The sequence below is a fragment of the Bacillus sp. 2175 genome (assembly GCF_057812155.1).
The window spans coordinates 722,505-744,142 of record NZ_CM173819.1; the positions used below are offsets into that span (position 1 = coordinate 722,505).

Consider the following 21,638-nt stretch of genomic DNA (forward strand, 5'->3'; position numbering starts at 1 on the left):
TCCAATCAATAATATACTTGTATTTTACAGTCAATTTATCCTATTACAAGGGGGGATTTATCCTAGTATAACTACTACTAGGATAAATTGATAAGATAAGGAGTTTTAAAAATGAATAATAAAACAAGGCTTAAAGCTCTGTCGGCATTCTTAAAAGCTAAGCGCGCCCAAATTAGTCCAGAGTCTATTGGTTTGTCTGCCGGAAACCGGAGAAGAACACCTGGGTTACGAAGAGAAGAGGTTGCGCAGTTAGCAGGTGTAAGCACCACTTGGTATACATGGCTAGAGCAAGGAAGAGATATAAAGGTTTCTACAATCGTACTTGATTGTATTTCTAAAGCTTTGCAATTAAATAATGATGAAACAGACTACTTATATGACCTGGCATTCGAAACAAATTCAGAAAGTACAAGTCCAAAAAAGGATCAATCAAAGCTTAGCCCTTCTTTAATACGAATACTAGATGAATTAACATATTGTCCAACTATCATTACGGATCGACATTGCCATATTATGGGCTGGAATCCTGCAGCTGCTCATGTTTTTTTAGATTTTGAACAAATACCAAATAATCAAAGAAATTTGATTCGTTTAGTATTCACTAGAAAAGAGTTAAAAGCATTGGCCGTCAATTGGGAACATTTCGTGAAAGGTTTTCTTGCTATTTTCCGTACCTATTATGGACGCTATTTAGACGATGAATGGTACAGCCAGTTTATTGAAGAAATGAGTCGTTCCCATCCAGAATTCCAGAATTTATGGCAAGAAAGTCAAGTGAGTAAGGCTCCAGACATGATAATTGAATTCAGACATGCTAAAGCAGGCAAAATGTTGTTTAATTTAACTTCTTTTCAAGTTCAAGGTGATATGGATTTACGGTGTAGTATCTATACGCCAGTAGGGGAAACGGATACAGAAAATAAATTAAAGCGATTAATGAAGAGGGTATCCGTTGAAAATTAATAAAGTAAGTTCATTACATTAGCAAAATGATAATGATTACTGAACAAAGTCATTATTCCTTATGGGAAAAAGAGTTAACTTTACTTTTTCCTTTTTGTTCAATGGGTGGATGGCGTTAGTTGAAGGATCATAGAAATGAACAGACTTTTTTATAAAAGAATGAATCAATTAAATAAAGTAAGAGCGTGTTTCGAACAATTTCAGAACACATAGGTCATTTATCTCTTTGTTCTGTACCCATTAAAGATTTCCACAGTACTAGGTCAATCTATCTTGTTTCTCGTACAGAAAAGATAGGACGAGCTCTTTTTTAAACATTTATGACTTAGCCCCCATATCTATCACCCTAACAAAAAAGGTTACCCAAAAACTATAAAAATGAACTTCGGTGCTGTAAAAAACACAAAATTATCGTTTAGGGGCTTCTTTAAAGTCTTAGCTTGATAGCGATGGTGTACCGCCACATTGCTATCAAGCTAAGGCTAAGAAAGGGCAGTTTCAGAAGGGATTTTTTCTTATTCTAAAAACCAGTGCAAATCATTGGGGATTCTGCATATCAAATAAATCCTAACGGGTTTCATTTTTAAAATTAAGCGGCTTAATTATCAGACATGGTCCAATTGTAAACGACACCTAATATATTAAAGACTGTTTTCTCCCTGTATCGATGGGGATTTTCGTCCGTTTCGCTGTAAGAGTTTCAGCAGGCGAAGAAGAATGTTTGAAAATCTAATATTTTTTAGAATCGTAACCTTTATAGGTGGAGTTGTATTAGTAAATTCATGATAGCTATAATAAAAATTTTTAAACAATACCAATTAATTTTGTATTTTAAAATTAATACTTGCAAATCCAATACAATCTGTATACAGATTGTATACAAAATGTAACGAGAGGTGAAAATGATGGCAGAAACATATCGTAAAGCTAAGGTATTAAAATTTCTAGACAAATTACGTGAAATGAAAGAGATGAATATAAAATATTCACAGATGTATTTGATAAACTTAAAAGAATTAATTCCTCATATGGAGAATGATATATTTTTTCTGGAAAATGTAGAAGAAATAGAAGATATTTTAGAAAATCTACAGTTTAAGAAAGAGGAAGAAAATATTGTTTTATCAAGAGAGCAACTCATGTTTTTTAAGGAAGCAACTAATGCTATAACAACAATCAAAGATATCAATATTATTTTGGAAGAAGCTGGAGAGTTTTTTGACTTAGATATTCCTGAAAGAAAAGTGAAATCTGGAATGGTAAATTACAAAATTCAATCCATTGATCCAATGGATATGACTGGTATTAAAAAGCAATATTATATTATGTTAGGGGAAATTGGTGTATCATACCCTGATGGAACAGGCGATGAAGAATTTGTAGCGGCTGCAAATAAAGTATTTCTGGAGTATGTTACACATAATGATATTACAAAAGTAGATGATGGTTTTATTGTTTCGCTACCGGTATTTGCTTCTCATCAAGTGATAAAAGATTTAACGAATGCAGATTTAACAGTTCTTGCAATGATTCCTATAAAAGAAAAAGAATAAGAAGTCATAGAAAATAAGTAAATGGCTGAATTGAAAAATCAAGTATTAGAGATTTTAGAGGAAATATGTGAAACCGATATAATAAAAGAAAGTCCATAAAAAGCTTTGAATTTCTTGAGCAAATAGTTATAATTCATCAAATACAGAAATAGACATACAAAAATACCACCCTTTCCTATGATTCTACAGAAAGAATAGCGTATTTTTTATTTTAGGGGGATTTTTGAAGAAGGAATTAATACAATATGTAAAAATACTCTGCTATCTAGTGAACAGTTTTATACTTTCCGAATAATAGTCAAATAAATGGATGATACTATACTTATATAATCATTATCAGGAGAATCTGCAGATTTGCAGGTCCTTTTTTATTTTATCGAAAGTAAACTTTTAGCCAGCAGTTTATTTTCCTACTATTGATTTTTATACGTATTTGGTGAAAAATCAAGGAGCTGCAAAAAAATACTATACCGAAAGTTCGGTATAGTAACGTGCATATAAAAGATTCCATCTTGGTATATCTCCGAAAGAGTCATAAAAATCTATGTTTTTTTAATTCAGTTGTAAACTACAAAACTTCTTTTTAAAGAAATGTATGTACATACAAATTATATTTTATTCCATAACTCTCTAACTTTTGTTCACGATAGTCTGATATTGAAAAAATATAATATTTGGTACGACATCACTTTGTTTTTTTATAAAGTTTTGTAATTAAACTATAATATTGTATTTTTTTTGTATTATTGAAATTAGTAATAATAAAATGTATTATTGAAAAGCACAATTTATAATTCAAGTAATCAGGACTATGCGCCCATTATAATTTGAACATTCAGAAATTATAATATTGTCTAAAAATGAGGTGAGATTCATAGAAACAGTACATATTAAATGGTATGGAATGTATAGTATAAATGATTTTTATAATAGGGAAGAAGCTTCTAAGAAGGGGATATTTGCAATCTCTAGAGTATGTGCTAAGAGTGTAACATTGCTATATATAGGACAAACCAAAAGAAGCTTTATACAAAAGATAAGGGAACTTAATAAGGAGTGGCCTTTCGATGAGAGCGAATTAAAGATTACATTAGGAATAATAGAATTTCCTAGTGGTGAAATTTACTCTGAAAAGAAGGTAAAAGAGATAAAATCCCTTTTGATTTTACGACATACCCCATTAGAAAACGAAACATCTTTATTATACTATAGAGGGAAATTTAATTTAAAAATTATAAATAAGGGAAGAAGAGGTTTAATTGTTAAAAAGCTTTCTACAGGAGATCTAATATGGACATAATTGGAATCACCTTTGAATAAAATTGAAAGTTTCTTAAGTGCAGAAGCTTATCTATTTTTAATGTATTAAACTATTTTGAATAACATATGTCAGATACTTGAAAAAACACAAATTTTATTATGATATGAAATCCTGTATGGAAAGTGTAGTTTATTTCTATTGTTTAATAAAAATATTAAGAATTTTAGGGATAATACATAAAGAGTAGAGGAGAAAGTAAACACGGAGGTTTGAAGAATGGGACAAGTAAGCAGATTTCAAGAAAAACAACAGAATCGTCGTCAAAAGGCAATTTTTAATATTGCATTTACTTTGGTATTAGTGACAGTTGGTATAGTGACATACCAATTGTTTACCCCTTCTAATACATCAACGAAAGCAATTGCTCAAGAAAAGAAAGTAACAAAGATAGAAGAGAAGAAAACTGAAGATAAAGAAACAGCAAAGATAGAAGAGAAGAAAACTGAAGATAAAGAAACAGCAAAGATAGAAGAGAAGAAAACTGAAGATAAAGAAACAGCAAAGATAGAAGAGAAGAAAACTGAAGATAAAGAAACAGCAAAGATAGAAGAGAAGAAAACTGAAGATAAAGAGGCAGCACAGCTAGAAGAGAAATCAAAAACAGAAAAATCGGTAAAAACGAACGGAACTGAAAATAATGAGGAAGAAAAAACGGCATCTCAAGAAAAGGGTTCTCAAACTAATCCTTCTTGGAAGCCAATTGGTACCGAGCAAGGAGCAAAACCTGAAATGAAATTTAAAGAAGGAACAGTAGATTGGAGTGAGATGAAAAAAGCAATTTCTTATGCTGTTGATGTTCCAGAGAGCCAATTGATTTTCGATTTTATTGGGAATAATGGTAATAATAAAGCCTACGGTAATGTACGAGATAAGCAAAATAATAAAAAATATAAGGTTAATATTGATTGGGTAGAAAATCAGGGGTGGAAACCAGTATCTGTACAAGTGGTAAGATAAATAATAGAAATGTAATGATGTAAATCAGCTGTCCATATGGACAGCTGATTATTTTTTTTGCTTAGCGTATTTTTTTGAAAATGCTGGTGGTACCTCGTTGAGAAACATGAATTAAATCTATATTTTGTTTTATTTACCTCACTACTTTATCCATAACTTCTTTATATTTATAATAGTAATTAGTTTCAAATAAATAGTTGTAGGGAAGAAAATGTTCCTTGTAAGTAGTAAGCATCCTTTGCAATTTTACTTTATAATTATTTATAAAAAAGAAAAGACACCCTAAGGTGCCTTCCTTCGACTTGAACCATCTTAATTTTAATAATATATTGGACTCCCATCCAAATATTATTTTACCATGTTAAATTGTTTTATTCATTGAGAAATATAGTTTCATTTTATATTTAAAAGAATTCTATAGGCTAGAACCACCTATTAATTAGGGGGAACTGACATGTTAAGCTAATATTATAGTACTTCTAGAACGGAAATTTTTTTAAATATGTATACGAGCCACATACCAAAAAAAAGACACTCTCAAGAGTGCCTCTCCTTAGCAGCCGAATCCGCCGCCCCAACAGCTAGCGCCAACGATGATTAATAAGATGAAGAGCACAACAAGTAAGGCAAATCCGCCGCCGAAACCACAGCCTCCACCACAACTACCGCCATAGCCCATATTAACTCCTCCTTCCATAAAGACCATTTATTAATGGATTTAATTTAATTTATGTTTTTAAGGATGAATGGAGCAGGTCCTTAAAAAAATAAAAGGATTTTAGAAGTTAAAAAGAGTTGACGACCTTATTTTTGTCACCGGTATCCCCCCTTCTACATATTGTATTTTATTCTGTGTATTGGGGGAAGGAGGATCTTATGGCTAATTCTGAGATGATTTTACGTTTACTTACGGATTTAAAGATTGAACAACAATTGTTGAAAGAACAGTTAGAGAAAATGCAAACAGCTGTGACTATTCTTGAAGAAAAATCAGTGACGCTTAAAGAAAAACCAGCGACGCTTAAAGAAAAAACAATGACTCCTGAAGAAAAACCATCTGTTACAAAGCAAAGAGCTTTTTCTGGACGCCCAACATCCTTTCGTGATTGGAGAGCATCTAGTCAAAAAAATTAGGGAATGTTATGTGAAATGATAAATGAAAAAGTACAGTCTGCTGTAGAAAAGACTGTACTTTTTTATGTTAGTAGAGAATGTTAAGGGAGACGTATTTATTTTGCCTATTCCAATTCCACTTTTAATTGGAGCTCTTTATCTAACTTATCATTATTAAATTTTAAAGTTAATCCTCGCGTGTTTTTCGGTACATCGAATACAATGTTTCCGTCCGAATGTTCATCAGGGTTAACAATACCAAATTTAAATGTAGACGTATTTGCAGCTTTAAGTACGGATTGATATTCATTAGAAATGTGATATTCTCTTCCAAATCCATCAATTAATTTAAAGTTGTTAATATCTAGTGTAATGGGTTCTTCTTTACGATTATAAACTGCGATGTCTAATACTTTAAAGACACCTTGTGCTTTAACTTCTCCAGTCCCTATAACATCTAATGACTCGGCAGATCCCATTGACATGTATACATCAGAGGAATCTACATTGGTAGGAAGTTCTTTTTGCGAATCCTTGCTGCTAAGTTTGTCATTCTCTGTTTTTTTAGAAGTCGCCTGCTCATTTTTCGCAGGCGCATCATGTGAACCGCAAGCTGATACTCCAAACAAGAATGTGCTACATAATAATGAGGCTAATAACTTTTTGTTCATCGTTTCTTCCTTCCAAAATAGAAGCACTTTAATGAGTGCTATATATTTGTCTTTATATGTATTACATTTTATATCTTATTATATTAATTTTGGAAGGAAAAGGGGAAATATTGTGCATTTCTCTGATTCGAGTTATTTATCCGTCTAAAAGTTGAAATTAAAATGAGCCCCATAAATGATAAACCATTCCACTAACAAAAAACACTAATCCTAAAAATAAAACAATTAAAGCAAGTATTCCATTTTTATTATGTTCCATAAAATTAGCTCCTTTTTCATTTACTTACATACAAAAAGCCTTTAGTCGTAATGATGGCTAAAGGCTTTGGTCATTATACTTTTGTGGTCAATATTACTTTATTTAGCTGTATCTGAGTAATATTCCTCAGCACGAAACTCTTTAATAAGTGATATTTCATTTGTATCTGGATTAAACTTAAATATTTTAATTTGATTTGATTCGTCTTTGTATGCAAATGTATTCTCACCAACTTGGGTCATATTGCTGGTGTTTAAGATAGGATCGCTACCGTGATCAGTAATTTCTACAGTTTTCTCCCGGTCCCAAAACGCAATGACAATAATCAAAATGATAAGACATACCCGTATAAAACGTAATTCTCTTGCAACAGGATGTTCCATCTGTTAGTCTCCTTTACTGTTTGATAGAGTCTGTTTATAAAAGAGATAATTCCTAGGAATATAAATAAAAAAGACACCGTAAAGTGTCTTTTTTATTTTAGTTATGCGCATTACTTAATAAGACGCTAGTTCCTCAGTCTGGCTATGAGTAACTATGTAGGGTAATTCCATTATAACATTTTAACCAGTAATGGGTCTATATGGAATTTTGTTGATTTTCTTTTTGATTATTCAGAATGACTTGCCAAGTATTTGGATGAGGAAAGCAGTGAGACAGAAGCGACTAAACATGTTTTAGAAGAGTGTCTTCTTTTTTGTATCATTGTGAGTAAAGTGTAGAGTTATATTTCCCTTTACACAAACATAACGGTATAATATAGTTAAGTTAAGTAAACTTAACTATTAAGCAAAACGAAATAAAAGCATGGAGGATGCTATGACTAGAACGTATAAAGAAGTAATTAATGAAATGAATCGAGCCTATACGGAACTCTATATTTTACTATTTCAAGATTTAAAGGATGAGTTCGGTCTTACTGGGCAGCAAGAGAGCATGTTATTTCATATTCATTTAAATGAAAACACGACAGCAAATAACATTGCGAGTACGTTTAATATAACGAAAAGTGCTGTGAGCCAAGTTTTATCGAAATTGGAAAAGCAACAGATGATTTCGAAACAAGTGAATCCTAACAATAAAAGGGAGTATTTCCTTACGATCGGTCCAAACGGTAGTAAATATATCGAAAGATTGTCTGAGTTAGATGATGTATTGATCGAGAAATATTTCTCGAAAATTGATATTGGAGCGTTGCAGCAAATGACTGATACGTTAACGAAAATAAATAAAGTGATATTGGAAGAAAAGCAGAAGGATCTTGAGTCTAATGAGTAAGAATGAAGATGAAGCAATTAGTAGAAAGGAGGAGAAGCGTGTGATGAGTTACATACCAAATATGATTACGATAGCAAATTTTGTGTGTGGGCTTTTGGCTATTCACGCTGTTTTCGTTCACGATATGCATGGTGCAGTTATGTTCATTATTACAGGTATGGTATTTGATCTGTTTGATGGTATGGTCGCTCGGAAACTAGATGCTGCTTCGGAAATAGGCGGAGAGTTAGACTCATTTGCGGATTTAGTGACCTTCGGTGTGGCACCATCTATTCTTGCCTATAGTGTCGCTTTAAAAGATTTGCAGTTTATCGGGATGATATGTGCGCTCGCTTATAGTATTTGCGGAATGCTGCGGCTTGCTAGATTTAACACGCAACAAAGCAAACTCCCAACATTCATCGGAATGCCCATTCCATTTGCGGCAATGTGTCTCCTCATTTTATGCCTCCTAAATAACCCAGTTTCCGTGGCATTTGGCACATGCGTACTCGCTTATTTAATGGTGAGTAAAATCAAATTCCCTCATTTTAAAAAAGATATATCGGAAAGCTTGAAGTCCGAAAGATGGGATTAATAGGAAAGATAAGGAGCATAATATGATTCGTATGGCATTAAGATCATTCAACATACAAATATATTGTTTATTAGGCGTGATGTTATTGGGATGGTTGCTGACACCTTTTCCAGCCCAGTTTGTAGGGATAAGCATCGGCCTTTTAGTGAGTATGTACTGCGCCTGGATTTTAGGAAGGCGTATCGAAAAGTTCGGAAATAGCATCGTAAAAAAAGAAAAAGCACCAATGCTCGGCATGATGAATCGGTTTGCAGCCGCCATACTCGGTGCGATTATTATGTATGAAATTGAACACCGTGAGTACATGTGGACATTTGCAGCTGGAATTATGGGTGGGTATTTCCTGATTATTATTAATTTGGGCTATTACAGTATGAGGGATGAGAAGAAATAAAGTGCTGTGTAAATAACTAATTTGGATGATTTGAATGTAAAAGCCTCAAAACTTTCTTTTCTAGAGAGCTTTTTATTACAAAGAAAAGACACCCATATATGAAGTGCACCCCAATTGTTAGACACATAACTAACAATTGGAGGTGCATTTTTTATGGCTAAATTTTCTTCAAAAGATAAAATACAAGCAGTAAAACGATATCTAGAAGGTACGGAAGGCGGAAAAACCATTGCTAATTCTATAGGGGTTCATCCTAGAGAACTTTATCAATGGATTAAACGGTTTGAATTTTCAGGGGAAAAGGCGTTTGAAAAACGCTATACAACTTACCCTCTCGAGTATAAACTAGATGTAATTCATTATATGAATGAAAATGGGACATCTCTGAGAGAAACAGCTGCTTTTTTTAATATTCCTTCTTGCGAAACACTCCGAAAATGGAAAGTAGCTTATGAAACAGAAGGATTAGATGCCCTAAAATCAAAGAAAAAGGGGCGTCTAACCATGGCCAAAGAAAAAGCTAAGCTCCAACATTTAAAACAAAACGAAGTATTTCTTGAAGGTTCTATAGAAGCGCTACAAGCAGAGAATGAACGTCTGCGTATGGAAAATGACTATTTAAAAAAGTTGAATGCCTTAGTTCAAAAGAAGAAAACATCACAGACCAAGACAAAGCGCAATTGATTTATGAATTAAGGCATAAATATAAGGTCGTTGACCTTGTGAAAGTCGCTAATATCGCTCGTAGTACGTATTATTACTGGATGAAACAAGCGAAACGTCCAGATAAATATAAGAAAGTTAAAGAATTAATTAAAGAGATTTTTAGTGAGAATTTTGGGAGGTATGGTTATCGTCGTATTACATTGGAATTACGTAATCGAGGCCATGCATTAAATCATAAAACCGTTCGACGTTTAATGAATATCCTGGGATTAAAATGTCTTGTTCGATTAAAAAAATATCGTTCATATAAAGGGACTGTCGGGAAATTCGCTCCTAATATTTTAAAACGTAATTTTCACGCATCAAAACCAAACGAGAAATGGGTAACAGATGTGACGGAGTTCCACTTACATGGTAAAAAACTATATCTATCACCCATTTTAGACTTATATAACGGAGAAATTATAGCTTACAATATAGAACATAGACCTGCCTATTCCCTTGTTTCTAAAATGTTAAATAAGGCGTTTCAATGTTTGAATGATAAGGAAACTCCTATTTTACACTCGGATCAAGGTTGGCATTATCAAATGCGACAATATCATCAGTCGCTTAAAAAACATAACGTTATCCAAAGTATGTCCCGTAAGGGAAATTGCTTAGATAATGCAGTCATGGAAAATTTCTTTGGCTTATTAAAGTCTGAATTACTTTATCTTAAAGAGTTTGAAAGTATGGAACAATTTAAGCAAGAACTAGAAACTTATATTCATTACTACAATCACAAAAGAATTAAAACAAAACTAAAAGGATTGTCCCCTGTGCAATACAGAGTTCAATCCTTAGTAGCTGCTTAATATATTTGTCTAATTTTTTGGGTTCAGTTCATATAAGAGTGTCTTTTCCAATAGTTTTTTAGCAGAAGCAAGAAGCTCCAACAATGATTAATAAAATAAACAATACAACTAGTAAAGCAAAGCCGCCGCCACAACCACTACTACAACTACCACCAAATCCCATAATAGTTCCTCCTTTAATAAGAGGGGAAAACAAGGGGTCACTCATGTATTTTAATGGATTCAACTTACTTTATGTTTTTTACACAATAATTGAGCAGGTCCATTTGCAAATAAAGAAAAGACACCCTAAGGTGCCTTCCTCCGACTTGAACCATCTTAATTTTAATAATATTGGACTCCTGTCCGAATATTATTTTACCATGTTAAGTTGTTTTGTAAAATGTTCCATATCGATAATTGCAATAAACGTTTTAGTTTTGGAGTTATGTATCTGTCTAAACGTTGAAATTAATAAAAGTCCGATTGGTGAGGGCTGATTAAAGTTTCACTTTATCGAATTTGGAACTGAAAATGTACTAGCTTGATAATGAAGCCTGGCTATTAGAATTGAAAAATTTTAGTTTTATTATAATTAATAGAAATGAGAGTAGTGTGAATATAAAGCCGCTCCAAATAAGCTGGTGAATACCTAAGTTTGAAATGAACCAGCCTCCAATAGTGGTTCCTAAAGTAATTCCGAGATTTGAGAACGAAACGAATAGACTGTTACCAAATTCAGGTGCTTCTTTAGCTTCACTTATTAACCATGTTTGACCAACAATTAATCCACCAGCATGTACGATTCCCCAAATGAATACTATAAAAATCATTGGAACAGGGTAGGAACCTAAATAATAAACCAATATGTAAACAATAGAATATAGAATAGGGAATGATATTACAGTGTTTATTATGCTTTTTTGCAGGAGACCACCAAATAAATGATTACCTAAAATCATAACTATACCAAATATGAATAGCATGATACTGATGAGAGATCCATTCATGGAAGTTACTTTTGCAAGGTACTCGGCGAAGTAGCTGTATACGGAAAACATGGCTGCAAAAAGGAATGTGACGGTTAAAATATTTAACCATAATCCTGGTTTGCCGAGTATACGAATTTGTTTGCCGAAAGACATTTTTTCTTTAACAGGCATAGAAGGAAGTAGGAGTAGTATTCCAATGAATGCAAGAGTGTTAACGAATGCTCCGAATAAGAAAGCCATTTCGAGTGAAAATTGGTCTGCAAGGTAAGAGGTTAGTGGTATACCTAAAGCGAAACCAACAGTAATTCCCATGAAAACTTTTGTAACTGCTTGACCGCTCTTTTCTGGAGGGACAAGTTTAGCAGCTGTTACAAGAGCGATTGAAAAGAAGAGTGGATGAAGCGCTGCCGGTAAAATACGAAAAACAAGCATGACTTCAAATTGTGTTGTATAAGCGTAGATTAAATTTGAAATAACAAATGTGAAAATTGCTGTTAATAAAATTATTTTGCGATTAATACTAGAGACGAGCAGAATTAAAAACGGACCAGAAATAGCAACAACTAGTGCAAATATACTTACTAAAAATCCAGCTTGTGTAGTTGAAATTCCGAACTTTTCAGTGATTTGTGGTAATACGCCGACAATACCCATCTCGGTAGTAATAATTCCGAACACACCTATTGCGAGTGTCAGAATAAGTAAAGGATTTACTTTTTTCATTTATAAAACTCTCCATTCGTATCAGTATTTTGAAAGTAAATTCATTAACAAAGAAGCATTATTATAAGCATGATTGGATGCCAATATTATCAGGAGTATGTAATCTGAAATACAATAACAGATATCTAAATAACTAGATATGATATATTAAAAAAAATTCTCCTTTCGATGTTTCTTGCTTTTACAGGCAGTGCAATTTATAAGAAGTCATTGGATACCTGTAAAAAAGCAGAATGTGTGAAAGCTAATAATCAATTAGTATGCTGATTGATTATTAGCTTTCATTTTATAATTCGTTTTGGACGTATTCAGAAAACTCTCGTATTGTTTTTTCATTTCGACGATAGTAGGTCCATTTTCCAATTCGGTCAGACTCTAGTAAGCCTGCTTTTTTCATAGTTAATAAATAACTAGAAATAACCGATTGAGCTAAGCCAGTTTTAAGCTGGATATCTCCTACACATACTCCAACTTGAAAGTTAAGGTCTTGTTCTAGGTAAGGTTTTTCGTCGAAATGGTTTTCTGGATTTTTTAACCATGATAAAATTTGACATCTTGTTTCATTTGACAATGCTTTATAAATTAATAAAGGTTCCATAAGGATATTATATCTACTTTTATAGATTCGTAAATGGGTTTTAGTGATTTTAAGGGAGGAAGGTATAGTTGATCCCCTTGAATAGGAATAAGATGCTCTTGATTTGTACCCTTTGTAAAGGACATTATAAAAAAAATCGGTAACCTAAAAAAGATGATTTCTGTATGCAAACAGGAGTCATCTTCTGTACATTCTATTGATAGCAAGAGTGATTATAGTACGTCATATATTTCTTAATTTCATGTTTTAACTGAACAAACGATTCACATGATTTTATATATGCTTCATCGGTTAAAGTATTACGAGGATTACGTGCAAAAATGATAATATTGTTAAGTGTAAGCATACTGTTGCCTAGCTATCAATGGTGGATTCCTAAGAAGAGTAATAATAAAACCCAACTGAAGATTTAAGAAAAATTTTATGTTTACCCCACTTTTTATTTTAAAAGTTTCTCCTATCCTATAAACAACAAAGTCATAGATGAAATTGTAAAGTTAGGGGATTCTACATGGATACAGGAGTTTTGATGAGTTATTTGTATACTTATTTTTTTACTATTATGTTTTGTATTGTGTTTCAAATTGGATTTTATTTTAAAGCGAAAAGAACTATATCTATTCTGCATTTTTTGTGGGTATATGTTTTTCTATTCTACCTTTCGCTAGTGTATAGGGTGACGCAGATCGCGACTGTATGGGATATAAGTAGATATGAAACGTGGATTCGTGTAAGTCAAATCAACTTGACTCTATTTGATACGGCAGGTAGTACGACGTATCTTTTGAACATTGTACTGTTTATGCCATTAGGTTTTTTATTACCGACTATTTGGTCGCAGTTTAGAAAAATGAAAAACACCGTATGTGCGGGATTCTTTTTTTCATTGGCAATTGAGTTAAACCAATTATTAAATAATAGAATTACAGATATTGATGATGTATTTACGAATACCCTTGGGGCAATTGTGGGGTATGTAATATATAGAGTTTTATTTAAAATGTTTAAAATGATATGTAAAAGAGAGGAAAAAAGGCTTGATACGAACTCTTCTTTAGTTATAAAATACGAGGCTGTTTTTTGTTTAGTTTTTTCATTTGTAGGTGCGATGTTCATTTATTATCCTGGAGACATGTAAGCCGGCGATCTATTCTAGTTCTTCTCGCTTATACACGGTAAAATATGAATTGTTCATCCTTTTTTCTAACTTAATAGATACAGTTTATGTATGACATGATAGGCAGGTGTAAATGTGTTAAATGTTCAATTATCTCAATACTTACTAAAAGAGTCTAAACCAGCTCTTCATACAGATGAAAAACGAGTGTATATGTTAAAAGATGAAGGGCAATCACCGTATCCTATTTATTTAAATCACCCTATTATGATAGGAGTGGGAACGAATTTGAATCAGCATACAGGATTTGAAGAAATTATTAAAGGATTTATAGGCGCACATAACAAATTTCCTATGTATATGTTATTTGAAACTTATTTATGTAGAGACTTTATTGAAGGGTTTTTAGAAGAGAATAAACTTCATTTTGAGCTAGTTTTTACTAATAAGAAAAAGGATACGAACTTTTTTAAAGTGTGCATTACCAATAGTGATGATATAACCACACTTATGAAGTATTTCTTCCAATCAGCACAAGATTCTCTCTATACGCTATTAAGCTATTCAGCAGACTGTAAGATTATCAGTAATCGTACTGGTGGGATTGAAATAAAAGCGGACAGTTTCTATCCAAGCTTTTCATTTATGTATGATGCGCAAGAATTATTTATTATTGGTGGAGAAGAAAAATGGTCTGATATCCATTATATAAAAAGATTTTTCCATCTTGAGCAGATTACAGATGAGCTAATTATTGATTTAAGAAAATGAGAGACGAGAGAGAATAAATGAAAAAACCCTCAAGTATAGAACGACATACTTGAGGGTTTTTATGTATGAAGAAGGGCCTTGTATCATATATTTTATTCGTCGTTGCATGTAAGTCATTCGGTTTATAAAAACAATGTGCTAAAGAGAGTAAAGAAGGCTTTTCTATTTTTCCCGAGAATGAAAAGAAATATATAATCTAATTTTCGTGAATGTAATAAGGAGGCAGTAAAATTTGAACAGGAAAATTTGGTTTGTAGTTACTTGTTTTGCATTTTTAGTAGCTAGTTATATTGTTGTCCAATATTTTATTATGGATGGATTTCAAACAGGGCTTGTAAAAGTGAAGCTTATGTTTGGATCTAAATTAAGTGCGTTCTGGTATATGATGCTATTTATACATATTACAACTAGTATAGTAGCATTAGTAATTGGTCCTTTTACATTATCCACTAGATTTAGAGAAAGGAATATCAACCGTCATCGAATAATTGGGAGAATCTATATGGTTGGTATATTATTAGGAGGCGTTTCTGGACTATACCTATCTTTTTATGCTACGGGAGGATTGGTAGCGAAGCTAGGTTTCGGTTTGTTATCTGTATTTTGGCTAACATCAGCATATCAAGCGTTACATGGAGTTAAGAATAAAAAAATTAAAGAGCATCGGAATTGGATGATTAGAAATTATTCTTTAACCTTTGGAGCAGTTACATTAAGAATTTGGCTACCGTTGTTTATCGTTCTATTTGGAATAGAGCGTTTTGAACTTAGTTACGCTATTATTGCTTGGTTAGCGTGGGTACCCAATTTAATTGTTGCAGAATTATTCATAAGAAAAAGACTTAATAAAGGAAAATACAAAGGAAATGAGGATTTACATTTTTAATGTAAATTTGCTGTAATATTGAGGGCAGAATTCTTCAGTAATTGAATTTTTAAATAGCTGGATTTCGTTTGTAGATTCAAAAATCCGCTAATTTTATTGAATAAATAGAAAATACTTTCTTTTTTCGTTTATTTAATTTAATATCAATAAGGGCACCAAAAAAATAGATAGAGGTGCTAAAATGTACGGTATTATTAATTATGAAGTGTTTTTACTAACAGGAATTTTATTGAATTTAATTCCTGGTGCAGACACCATGTACATTGTGGGGAGAAGTATTTCACAAGGTAGAAAAGCAGGTATGTATTCTGTGTTTGGTATTATTACTGGTTCTTTAGTTCATACGTTGTTGGTTGCTTTTGGTTTATCTATTATACTTACAAAATCCATTGTGCTATTTAACACTATTAAGGTTATAGGTGTTATCTATCTTGTATATTTAGGGATTAAAATGATACTTGATAAGACGAATGTAGCTTTCCAGGTCTCGTCCAATAAATTGAACATTAGAAAAATATATATACAAGGGCTTTTAACAAGTCTTACGAATCCAAAAGTCTCTTTATTCTTTATTGCGTTTCTTCCGCAATTTATAGATACAAAGGCTTCAGGTCCTATGCCTTTTATCATTTTAGGACTTACTTTTACAGTAACTGGACTATTATGGTGTTTATTTGTTGCTTATTTCTCTTCATATGTTACAAAAAAATTAAGAGGAAACCAAAAGGTAGGAATGATTCTAAATAAGATAACAGGACTGATTTTTATTGGTATGGGGTTAAAGTTGCTTCAAACAAAAGCTCCTCAATAAACCTGAATAACATAAAAATGCCCCCTTTCAAGAGATGTAATCTTAGGTTTAGGCTAATTTCTACATACTAAAAAGTCCCTTTAACTTTGAAGGGACTTTTTGCTTGTTATTTTGAGTTATCTAAAAGTTTATTTCAAGGTGAGGATCGGTCTGCCCGTAAAAGCCCGATTGGTGAGGGCTGATTAAAGTTTCACTTTATTTGTATTACCAACTAGCAGTTTCCGTACTTTCCTTCAACCACTTCACCCAATCCAAATCTTCTACCTTAAGCAAACTGAGCGAAACACCTTTCATATCTAAAGAAGTTAGCAATGTACCAACTTTTACGAATGTAATCTGTAATCCTTCCAGCTCACATAAACGGCGAATGTCATTTGCGAAAATGTATTGCTCCATTAATGGCGTTGCGCCGAGTCCGTTAATAAGGATGGCAAAGTTGTCTCCTTTTCTCCAGCGATAAATGCTTTTAAGTTTGTTCATTAGTTCGATTGCTAATATTTCAGAAGAGGATAGTGCTTCTTTACGATATCCTTTTTCTCCGTGAATGCCGACGCCGTAAAACACTTCATCGTCATTTAATGTGAATGAAGCTTTTCCTTGCACTGGATCGTTTGCAGGTGAAAGAGCAACTCCTAATGTGTGTAAGTTTTCTGTAACAGAACGGCCAATTGTTGTTAGCTCTTCTAAAGAATGACCTTCAAGAGCAGACGCACCAAGTATTTTTTGAATGAAAACAGTACCAGCAACGCCGCGTCTTCTTTTATTAAAAGAAGCATCATCTTCAATTGAAACGTCGTCATTTACGATGATATGGTCAATTTTTCTTCCTTCTTCTTTAGCGATCTGCTCAGCCGCTAGAAAGTTCTCAACGTCATCTTTAAAGTTTTTAATGATGAATAAAATACTTTTATCTTTTGGCATGAGGCGAGTAGCCGCTACAATTTGTTCCACTGTAGGCGGAGTGAAAATGCTGCCGTTTACTGCCGCTGTAAGCATACCTTTTCCTACATAGCCAATATCAGCGGGTTCATGTCCGCTACCACCGCCGCTTATAATCGCGACGTTTTGCTTTAGTTTTTCGATATCCTTTACATAAATGATGTTATTTGTTTCGTCGTAATTTACTTTGTCGTTATGTTCAAAATAAAAGCCATGCAGCATATCTTGAACGATATGTTGTACATCATTCATAATCTTTTTCATTGCTTTTGCCACCCTTTAATTACTTTGCTGATTGCTCAAGTAATAGTAGTAATTGATTGTTTATCATATTTTTCATAAGAGAAGACATAATGGAAGGATCTACTTCGCACTTGCTTTCAATCCAATCTTTTATTGTTCCAACGAAGCCGTGACTATAAAAGGAGGCAATCGTATTTTTTGTCTCATCAGAAAGGCTGAATCCACAGCTTACAGATAGTTCATCAATAATCTTCATATATAAGTTTTTCGTATGCTCAAATAAATAGTGATTAAACGAGTTTTGCTCAATAACTTTAAAAGCATTTCGGTAAAATTTTTGATTTTCATAAAAGTAATCAAATAATAAATCAAAAATGTTTTCCCATTTTTCATAATCGAGAAAGTCTATAATATTTTCTTTCGTTTCTTCTCTATAAATCCAGCTTAATAGTTCAAATTTATCTTTAAAATGATAATAAAAAGTTTGTCTACGCATTTGACAGTGTAACATAATATCGCTCACTGATATTTTATGAAACGACTCTGTTTCCATTAAATATTTCAATGAGTTCGCGATTATCTTTTTAGAAATTATAGAAGAGGTCATCTGAATCATCCCTAGAATGTTAGTAATATAAAAATCCTATCTATAAATGAGAGCGGTGTCTTTAGACAGATTGTCCATTTTGTCCGTTTACTATAAAACGCTTTCATTTTAACATGAGTAGTAAGAAGAAGATTTCAAATATATCACAATATATTAAAGGAATTGAGGGATAATCACAATGAAAAAGATTATAAACAAACCAGAAACATTAGTAATGGAAATGTGTAACGGAATGGTTATGGCTCACCCAGAGCTTGAACTTTTGAAAAAATATAAAGTGATTAAGAAGAAAGAAATGAACGAAAACAAAGTAACGTTAATTAGTGGCGGCGGTAGTGGCCATGAGCCGGCACATGCAGGATTAGTCGGAAAAGGAATGTTAGATGCGGCGGTGTGCGGAGATGTTTTTGCTTCTCCTTCACAAATTCAGGTATATCAAGCAATTAAAGAAACAGCTAGTAAAAAAGGTACGTTATTAATTATTAAAAATTATAGCGGCGATATTATGAATTTCAAAAACGGTGCGCATTTAGCGACGGAAGATGGAATTGAAGTCGACTACGTCAAAGTGGACGATGATATTGCGGTAGAAGATAGTCTGTATACAGTAGGACGCCGCGGCGTTGCAGGAGTTATTTTAGTTCATAAAATTGCCGGTGCAGCAGCGGAAGCAGGTATGGATTTAGGAGCGGTGAAAACTGTCGCAGAAAAAGCAGCGGTTAACGTGCGCACAATTGGTTTAGCGTTAACGTCTTGTACAGTTCCAGCGAGCGGATCACCTACTTTCACACTTGCGGAAGATGAAATGGAATACGGCGTAGGTATTCACGGCGAGCCAGGAATTAAGCGTGAAAAAATGTTGTCAGCAGATGAACTAGCGAACCGTATGACAAATGACCTTATAAAAGATTTAGGAGTAAAAGATGGCGAGGAAATCGCACTTCTAGTTAACGGTTTTGGCGGAACACCACTGCAGGAACTTTACTTATTTAACAATGCAGTGACGCGAGAATTAGCTGCTAGAAACATTAAAATTAATAGAGTATTCGTCGGCAACTATATGACGAGTATCGATATGGCTGGTATGTCTTTAACTGTAATGAAATTAGATGATGAGTTAAAAACATTACTATCAAAAGAATGTAATACACCAGCGTTTAAAGTAGATGGACCAGTTGAAAGTTTAGAGTATGTAAATGTACTTGAAGAAACAGAAGAGAAGGAAGTTTCATTTGAACTAGAAACAGCAGAAGAACACGCTGTTATTAAAGATAATGTCATTACATTAAACAACATGATTTATTTCGTTGATAAAATGAGCGATATTATCATTAAAAATGAAGTACCATTCTGTGAGTTAGACACGCACGCTGGTGACGGCGATTTCGGAATGAGTGTAGCAAAAGGATTTAAGCAATTAAAACGTGAGTGGCATTCTATTGTAGATCAAGAGAACGTAACAATCGGATCATTCCTTGATGGTTGCTCCATGATTATTATGGAACATTGCGGCGGCGCTTCTGGTCCAATTTGGGGCGGTGCATTCCGCGCAGCTAGTAAAGCAGCAGGCGAGAAGCGTGAGTTAACAGTGAAAGAATTCGCTGAAATACTGCAAGCAGCACTGCAAGGCATCCAATCGATCGGTGAGAGATCATTCGGCAGAGGAGCAGTAGTTGGTGACAAAACGCTTGTTGACGCACTTGCTCCATGTGTAGACTCTTGGTTAGATAGCGCCTCAAACGAAGTAGACGTAAAAACTGCCTTTGAAAAAGGTGCAGAAGCAGCGGTTAAAGGAGCAGAGTACACGAAAGAAATCGTAGCTCGCATGGGCCGCGCTGGTACAGTTGGCGAAAGAAGTTTAGGATACCCTGATGCAGGTGCACATGCGCTTGGAGTTATCTTTACGGAGATTGCAGGTAGTTTGAAATAGGAATGAGAAAGTCCCTCTGTCTTAAGACGGAGGGATTTTTCTGTAGTTTTCGAGAATAATAGTATGTGTCTTTTTGTATCACCAAAAACGACCGATTTTGGTGATACAGAAGGACATAAATCTTGTTTTTTGTTATGTCTTCATTTACAACGGTTTTCAAAGGAGATATTCTTAGTAAGAAATTATATTGAAAAGAGGTTTTGATTGTATATGATGAAGCTTATTAATCGCTAATTAAAATTCAAACGAATTTTATACTGTAAAAGGTCAAATTAAGGACAATTCCTTGATTTTATTTGTTATACCCTTTTACTAGTAGCGGTTAGAAGACATTATATCTTATCAAAAAATTTCATGTTATTTCACGATATCTATTCTTTCGGGATAGGTGTATTTATAATAGACAGAAATTTGACCATGAGAAGATGTTTCTTCTTGTGGTCTTTTTTTTGTCGTTTTTTGATTCCGGAAGCATGTTTTTATGCCGTTACACCTATTATAAGGCGGTGATTAACGAAAACTTAGTAGTAGATTGTTGTAAGAAATATACACTCTTTTTAGGAAAATATAATAAAAAATGGAGGATTTATCATGAATGAATATCAATTAATTAGCGACTAAATTAATGAATCATATCATTAAAAAATACGAGAAGAATTATAATTTTATATACTTATTCGCGAATGATACGGTGTTAGAATTTTATCCTAAATTTGGTTTTGAAAAGGTGCAAGAAAGTAGCTTCAGCTTGAAGGTTTCAAATATGATACGTCAAATAGATAAAAAGTAAGATTTACGAAAGTTAGATGTTAATAATCAGGCTGATTTTGAGCTGATGAAGGAATATGAAGCCGAAAGAATTCCGGTGTCTTCTAGATTAGGTTTGAAAAATAGTAACATTATTCACTTTAATATATTAATTATTTTTTGTTGTCTTGTTAGTTAAAGGGGTACTTAGTACAAAAAATAACCGTAGATAGTAGCACGAACACTGTTCTTGTTATAATTAATTTTTTTCAGAACGTCTATAATCCTCTTTTAAAAAATATATGTAAATATAATAAAAAACGAATGATTAATAGAAATATTCGTTTTTTATCGGACTTCTTTTTATTGTACTTTTATTTTCTTTATGAGTTATTGGAAAAATAATTATCTATATAAGTCTTTATTTTTTCAAAATTCTTTTCCATAAATAAGATTGCTGGTACTTCAATTATTGGAAGATTATTTTCATTATCAAAAGCTGGACACGGTTTGGGAACTACCAAATAGTCAACTGAGTTTTTATCCCTAATATAATTAATTGAGACATCATAATACTTAGAGAAATATTCCTTCAAATCATCCTGATTCCTTAAAAATGGTAGAGAAAATATTGAACCATAATTTATACCAGCGTCGACAATTAATACAAAGCATATTTTTTTCAT

At 33.0% G+C, this 21,638-nt stretch carries 23 protein-coding genes and 1 pseudogene; 14 read left to right on the top strand and 10 right to left on the bottom strand.

The annotated features are described in order from the left end of the window. Nucleotides 1-111: 111 nt before the first annotated feature. The 4 genes from ACXKY9_RS03905 (at nucleotide 112) to ACXKY9_RS03920 (ending at nucleotide 4,794) form a co-directional block, all read left to right on the top strand. Nucleotides 112-963, top strand: a complete 852-nt coding sequence (locus ACXKY9_RS03905; protein WP_001060884.1) for a helix-turn-helix transcriptional regulator — start codon at nucleotides 112-114, stop codon at nucleotides 961-963. 902 nt (nucleotides 964-1,865) lie between these two features. Continuing rightward, nucleotides 1,866-2,516, top strand: a complete 651-nt coding sequence (locus tag ACXKY9_RS03910; RefSeq protein ID WP_002100801.1) for a glycoside hydrolase family 18 protein — start codon at nucleotides 1,866-1,868, stop codon at nucleotides 2,514-2,516. An 865-nt stretch (nucleotides 2,517-3,381) separates the two neighbouring features. Continuing rightward, entirely contained in the window at nucleotides 3,382-3,816 is a 435-nt protein-coding gene (locus ACXKY9_RS03915; protein WP_002100802.1) for a hypothetical protein, read from the top strand. Nucleotides 3,817-4,053: 237 nt separating this feature from the next. After that, complete coding sequence (locus ACXKY9_RS03920) at nucleotides 4,054-4,794, top strand: YrrS family protein (protein WP_000532036.1); 741 nt, start codon at nucleotides 4,054-4,056, stop codon at nucleotides 4,792-4,794. A gap of 553 nt (nucleotides 4,795-5,347) precedes the next feature. Here the strand turns inward: ACXKY9_RS03920 and ACXKY9_RS03925 are convergent. Beyond that, nucleotides 5,348-5,473 (bottom strand): YjcZ family sporulation protein, encoded by a 126-nt coding sequence (locus tag ACXKY9_RS03925; protein WP_000540377.1) that lies wholly within the window; start codon nucleotides 5,471-5,473, stop codon nucleotides 5,348-5,350. Nucleotides 5,474-5,670: 197 nt separating this feature from the next. Between ACXKY9_RS03925 and ACXKY9_RS03930 the strand changes: the two genes are divergently transcribed. Further along, nucleotides 5,671-5,928, top strand: a complete 258-nt coding sequence (locus tag ACXKY9_RS03930; protein WP_000013694.1) for a hypothetical protein — start codon at nucleotides 5,671-5,673, stop codon at nucleotides 5,926-5,928. 104 nt (nucleotides 5,929-6,032) lie between these two features. On the opposite strand, the gene ACXKY9_RS03935 is transcribed toward ACXKY9_RS03930, so the two are convergent. Both ACXKY9_RS03935 and ACXKY9_RS03940 read right to left on the bottom strand, forming a co-directional pair. Beyond that, on the bottom strand, nucleotides 6,033-6,578 hold the full coding sequence (locus ACXKY9_RS03935; RefSeq protein WP_001035574.1) for a DUF4352 domain-containing protein: 546 nt from the start codon (nucleotides 6,576-6,578) through the stop codon (nucleotides 6,033-6,035). A gap of 357 nt (nucleotides 6,579-6,935) precedes the next feature. Then, nucleotides 6,936-7,220, bottom strand: a complete 285-nt coding sequence (locus tag ACXKY9_RS03940) for a YmzC family protein (RefSeq protein WP_000400966.1) — start codon at nucleotides 7,218-7,220, stop codon at nucleotides 6,936-6,938. A 436-nt stretch (nucleotides 7,221-7,656) separates the two neighbouring features. On the opposite strand from ACXKY9_RS03940, the gene ACXKY9_RS03945 reads away from it, so the two are divergent. The 4 genes from ACXKY9_RS03945 (at nucleotide 7,657) to ACXKY9_RS03960 (ending at nucleotide 10,609) form a co-directional block, all read left to right on the top strand. Next, the gene (locus ACXKY9_RS03945) at nucleotides 7,657-8,115 is read left to right on the top strand and encodes a MarR family winged helix-turn-helix transcriptional regulator (protein WP_000198950.1); all 459 of its coding nucleotides are present in this window, start codon (nucleotides 7,657-7,659) and stop codon (nucleotides 8,113-8,115) included. After that, entirely contained in the window at nucleotides 8,108-8,692 is a 585-nt protein-coding gene (gene pssA / locus ACXKY9_RS03950) for a CDP-diacylglycerol--serine O-phosphatidyltransferase (RefSeq protein ID WP_000041621.1), read from the top strand. The genes ACXKY9_RS03945 and pssA overlap by 8 nt, the downstream gene beginning before the upstream one ends. A 22-nt stretch (nucleotides 8,693-8,714) precedes the next feature. Continuing rightward, nucleotides 8,715-9,086: an ATP synthase subunit I gene (locus ACXKY9_RS03955; RefSeq protein WP_000620582.1), complete on the top strand. Its 372-nt coding sequence runs from the start codon at nucleotides 8,715-8,717 to the stop codon at nucleotides 9,084-9,086. Between the two features lie 153 nt (nucleotides 9,087-9,239). Further along, nucleotides 9,240-10,609 (top strand): IS3-like element ISBth167 family transposase gene (locus ACXKY9_RS03960; protein WP_087942837.1). Its coding sequence is split into 2 segments (ribosomal slippage): nucleotides 9,240-9,705 and nucleotides 9,705-10,609, totalling 1,371 coding nucleotides; the frame shifts between segments, so codons are not numbered across the junction. A 58-nt stretch (nucleotides 10,610-10,667) separates the two neighbouring features. On the opposite strand, the gene ACXKY9_RS03965 is transcribed toward ACXKY9_RS03960, so the two are convergent. The 4 genes and pseudogenes from ACXKY9_RS03965 to ACXKY9_RS03980 all read right to left on the bottom strand — a co-directional run. Beyond that, nucleotides 10,668-10,772 carry a YjcZ family sporulation protein gene (locus ACXKY9_RS03965; RefSeq protein WP_000505689.1) on the bottom strand — a complete coding sequence of 35 codons (105 nt, stop codon included), beginning with the start codon at nucleotides 10,770-10,772 and terminating at the stop codon, nucleotides 10,668-10,670. 355 nt (nucleotides 10,773-11,127) lie between these two features. After that, nucleotides 11,128-12,303 carry an MFS transporter gene (locus ACXKY9_RS03970; RefSeq protein WP_000757551.1) on the bottom strand — a complete coding sequence of 392 codons (1,176 nt, stop codon included), beginning with the start codon at nucleotides 12,301-12,303 and terminating at the stop codon, nucleotides 11,128-11,130. Nucleotides 12,304-12,589: 286 nt separating this feature from the next. Then, nucleotides 12,590-12,901 carry an ArsR/SmtB family transcription factor gene (locus ACXKY9_RS03975; RefSeq protein WP_000433539.1) on the bottom strand — a complete coding sequence of 104 codons (312 nt, stop codon included), beginning with the start codon at nucleotides 12,899-12,901 and terminating at the stop codon, nucleotides 12,590-12,592. 193 nt (nucleotides 12,902-13,094) lie between these two features. After that, a pseudogene (locus tag ACXKY9_RS03980) lies at nucleotides 13,095-13,196 on the bottom strand (TetR family transcriptional regulator); the annotation flags it as partial. 216 nt (nucleotides 13,197-13,412) lie between these two features. Here ACXKY9_RS03980 and ACXKY9_RS03985 point away from each other — a divergent pair. The 4 genes from ACXKY9_RS03985 (at nucleotide 13,413) to ACXKY9_RS04000 (ending at nucleotide 16,486) form a co-directional block, all read left to right on the top strand. After that, nucleotides 13,413-14,039 (top strand): VanZ family protein, encoded by a 627-nt coding sequence (locus ACXKY9_RS03985; RefSeq protein WP_000379423.1) that lies wholly within the window; start codon nucleotides 13,413-13,415, stop codon nucleotides 14,037-14,039. Between the two features lie 114 nt (nucleotides 14,040-14,153). Continuing rightward, on the top strand, nucleotides 14,154-14,789 hold the full coding sequence (locus ACXKY9_RS03990; protein ID WP_000935784.1) for a hypothetical protein: 636 nt from the start codon (nucleotides 14,154-14,156) through the stop codon (nucleotides 14,787-14,789). Between the two features lie 232 nt (nucleotides 14,790-15,021). Next, nucleotides 15,022-15,675, top strand: coding sequence for a DUF2306 domain-containing protein (locus ACXKY9_RS03995; protein WP_001080302.1), 654 nt, complete (start codon nucleotides 15,022-15,024; stop codon nucleotides 15,673-15,675). A 181-nt stretch (nucleotides 15,676-15,856) separates the two neighbouring features. Continuing rightward, entirely contained in the window at nucleotides 15,857-16,486 is a 630-nt protein-coding gene (locus ACXKY9_RS04000; RefSeq protein WP_000274243.1) for a LysE family translocator, read from the top strand. Between the two features lie 204 nt (nucleotides 16,487-16,690). On the opposite strand, the gene dhaQ is transcribed toward ACXKY9_RS04000, so the two are convergent. Together dhaQ and dhaS are read right to left on the bottom strand one after the other, a co-directional pair. Further along, the gene (gene dhaQ, locus ACXKY9_RS04005; RefSeq protein WP_000723344.1) at nucleotides 16,691-17,689 is read right to left on the bottom strand and encodes a DhaKLM operon coactivator DhaQ; all 999 of its coding nucleotides are present in this window, start codon (nucleotides 17,687-17,689) and stop codon (nucleotides 16,691-16,693) included. Between the two features lie 19 nt (nucleotides 17,690-17,708). Next, nucleotides 17,709-18,275, bottom strand: a complete 567-nt coding sequence (gene dhaS, locus ACXKY9_RS04010; RefSeq protein WP_000204212.1) for a dihydroxyacetone kinase transcriptional activator DhaS — start codon at nucleotides 18,273-18,275, stop codon at nucleotides 17,709-17,711. A 178-nt stretch (nucleotides 18,276-18,453) separates the two neighbouring features. Here dhaS and dhaK point away from each other — a divergent pair, with 178 nt between their 5' ends. Next, entirely contained in the window at nucleotides 18,454-20,205 is a 1,752-nt protein-coding gene (gene dhaK / locus ACXKY9_RS04015) for a dihydroxyacetone kinase subunit DhaK (protein ID WP_176887148.1), read from the top strand. Nucleotides 20,206-21,335: 1,130 nt separating this feature from the next. Here the strand turns inward: dhaK and ACXKY9_RS04020 are convergent. Continuing rightward, a complete protein-coding gene (locus ACXKY9_RS04020) occupies nucleotides 21,336-21,638 on the bottom strand; it encodes a hypothetical protein (protein ID WP_000717611.1) in 303 nt (100 codons plus the stop codon).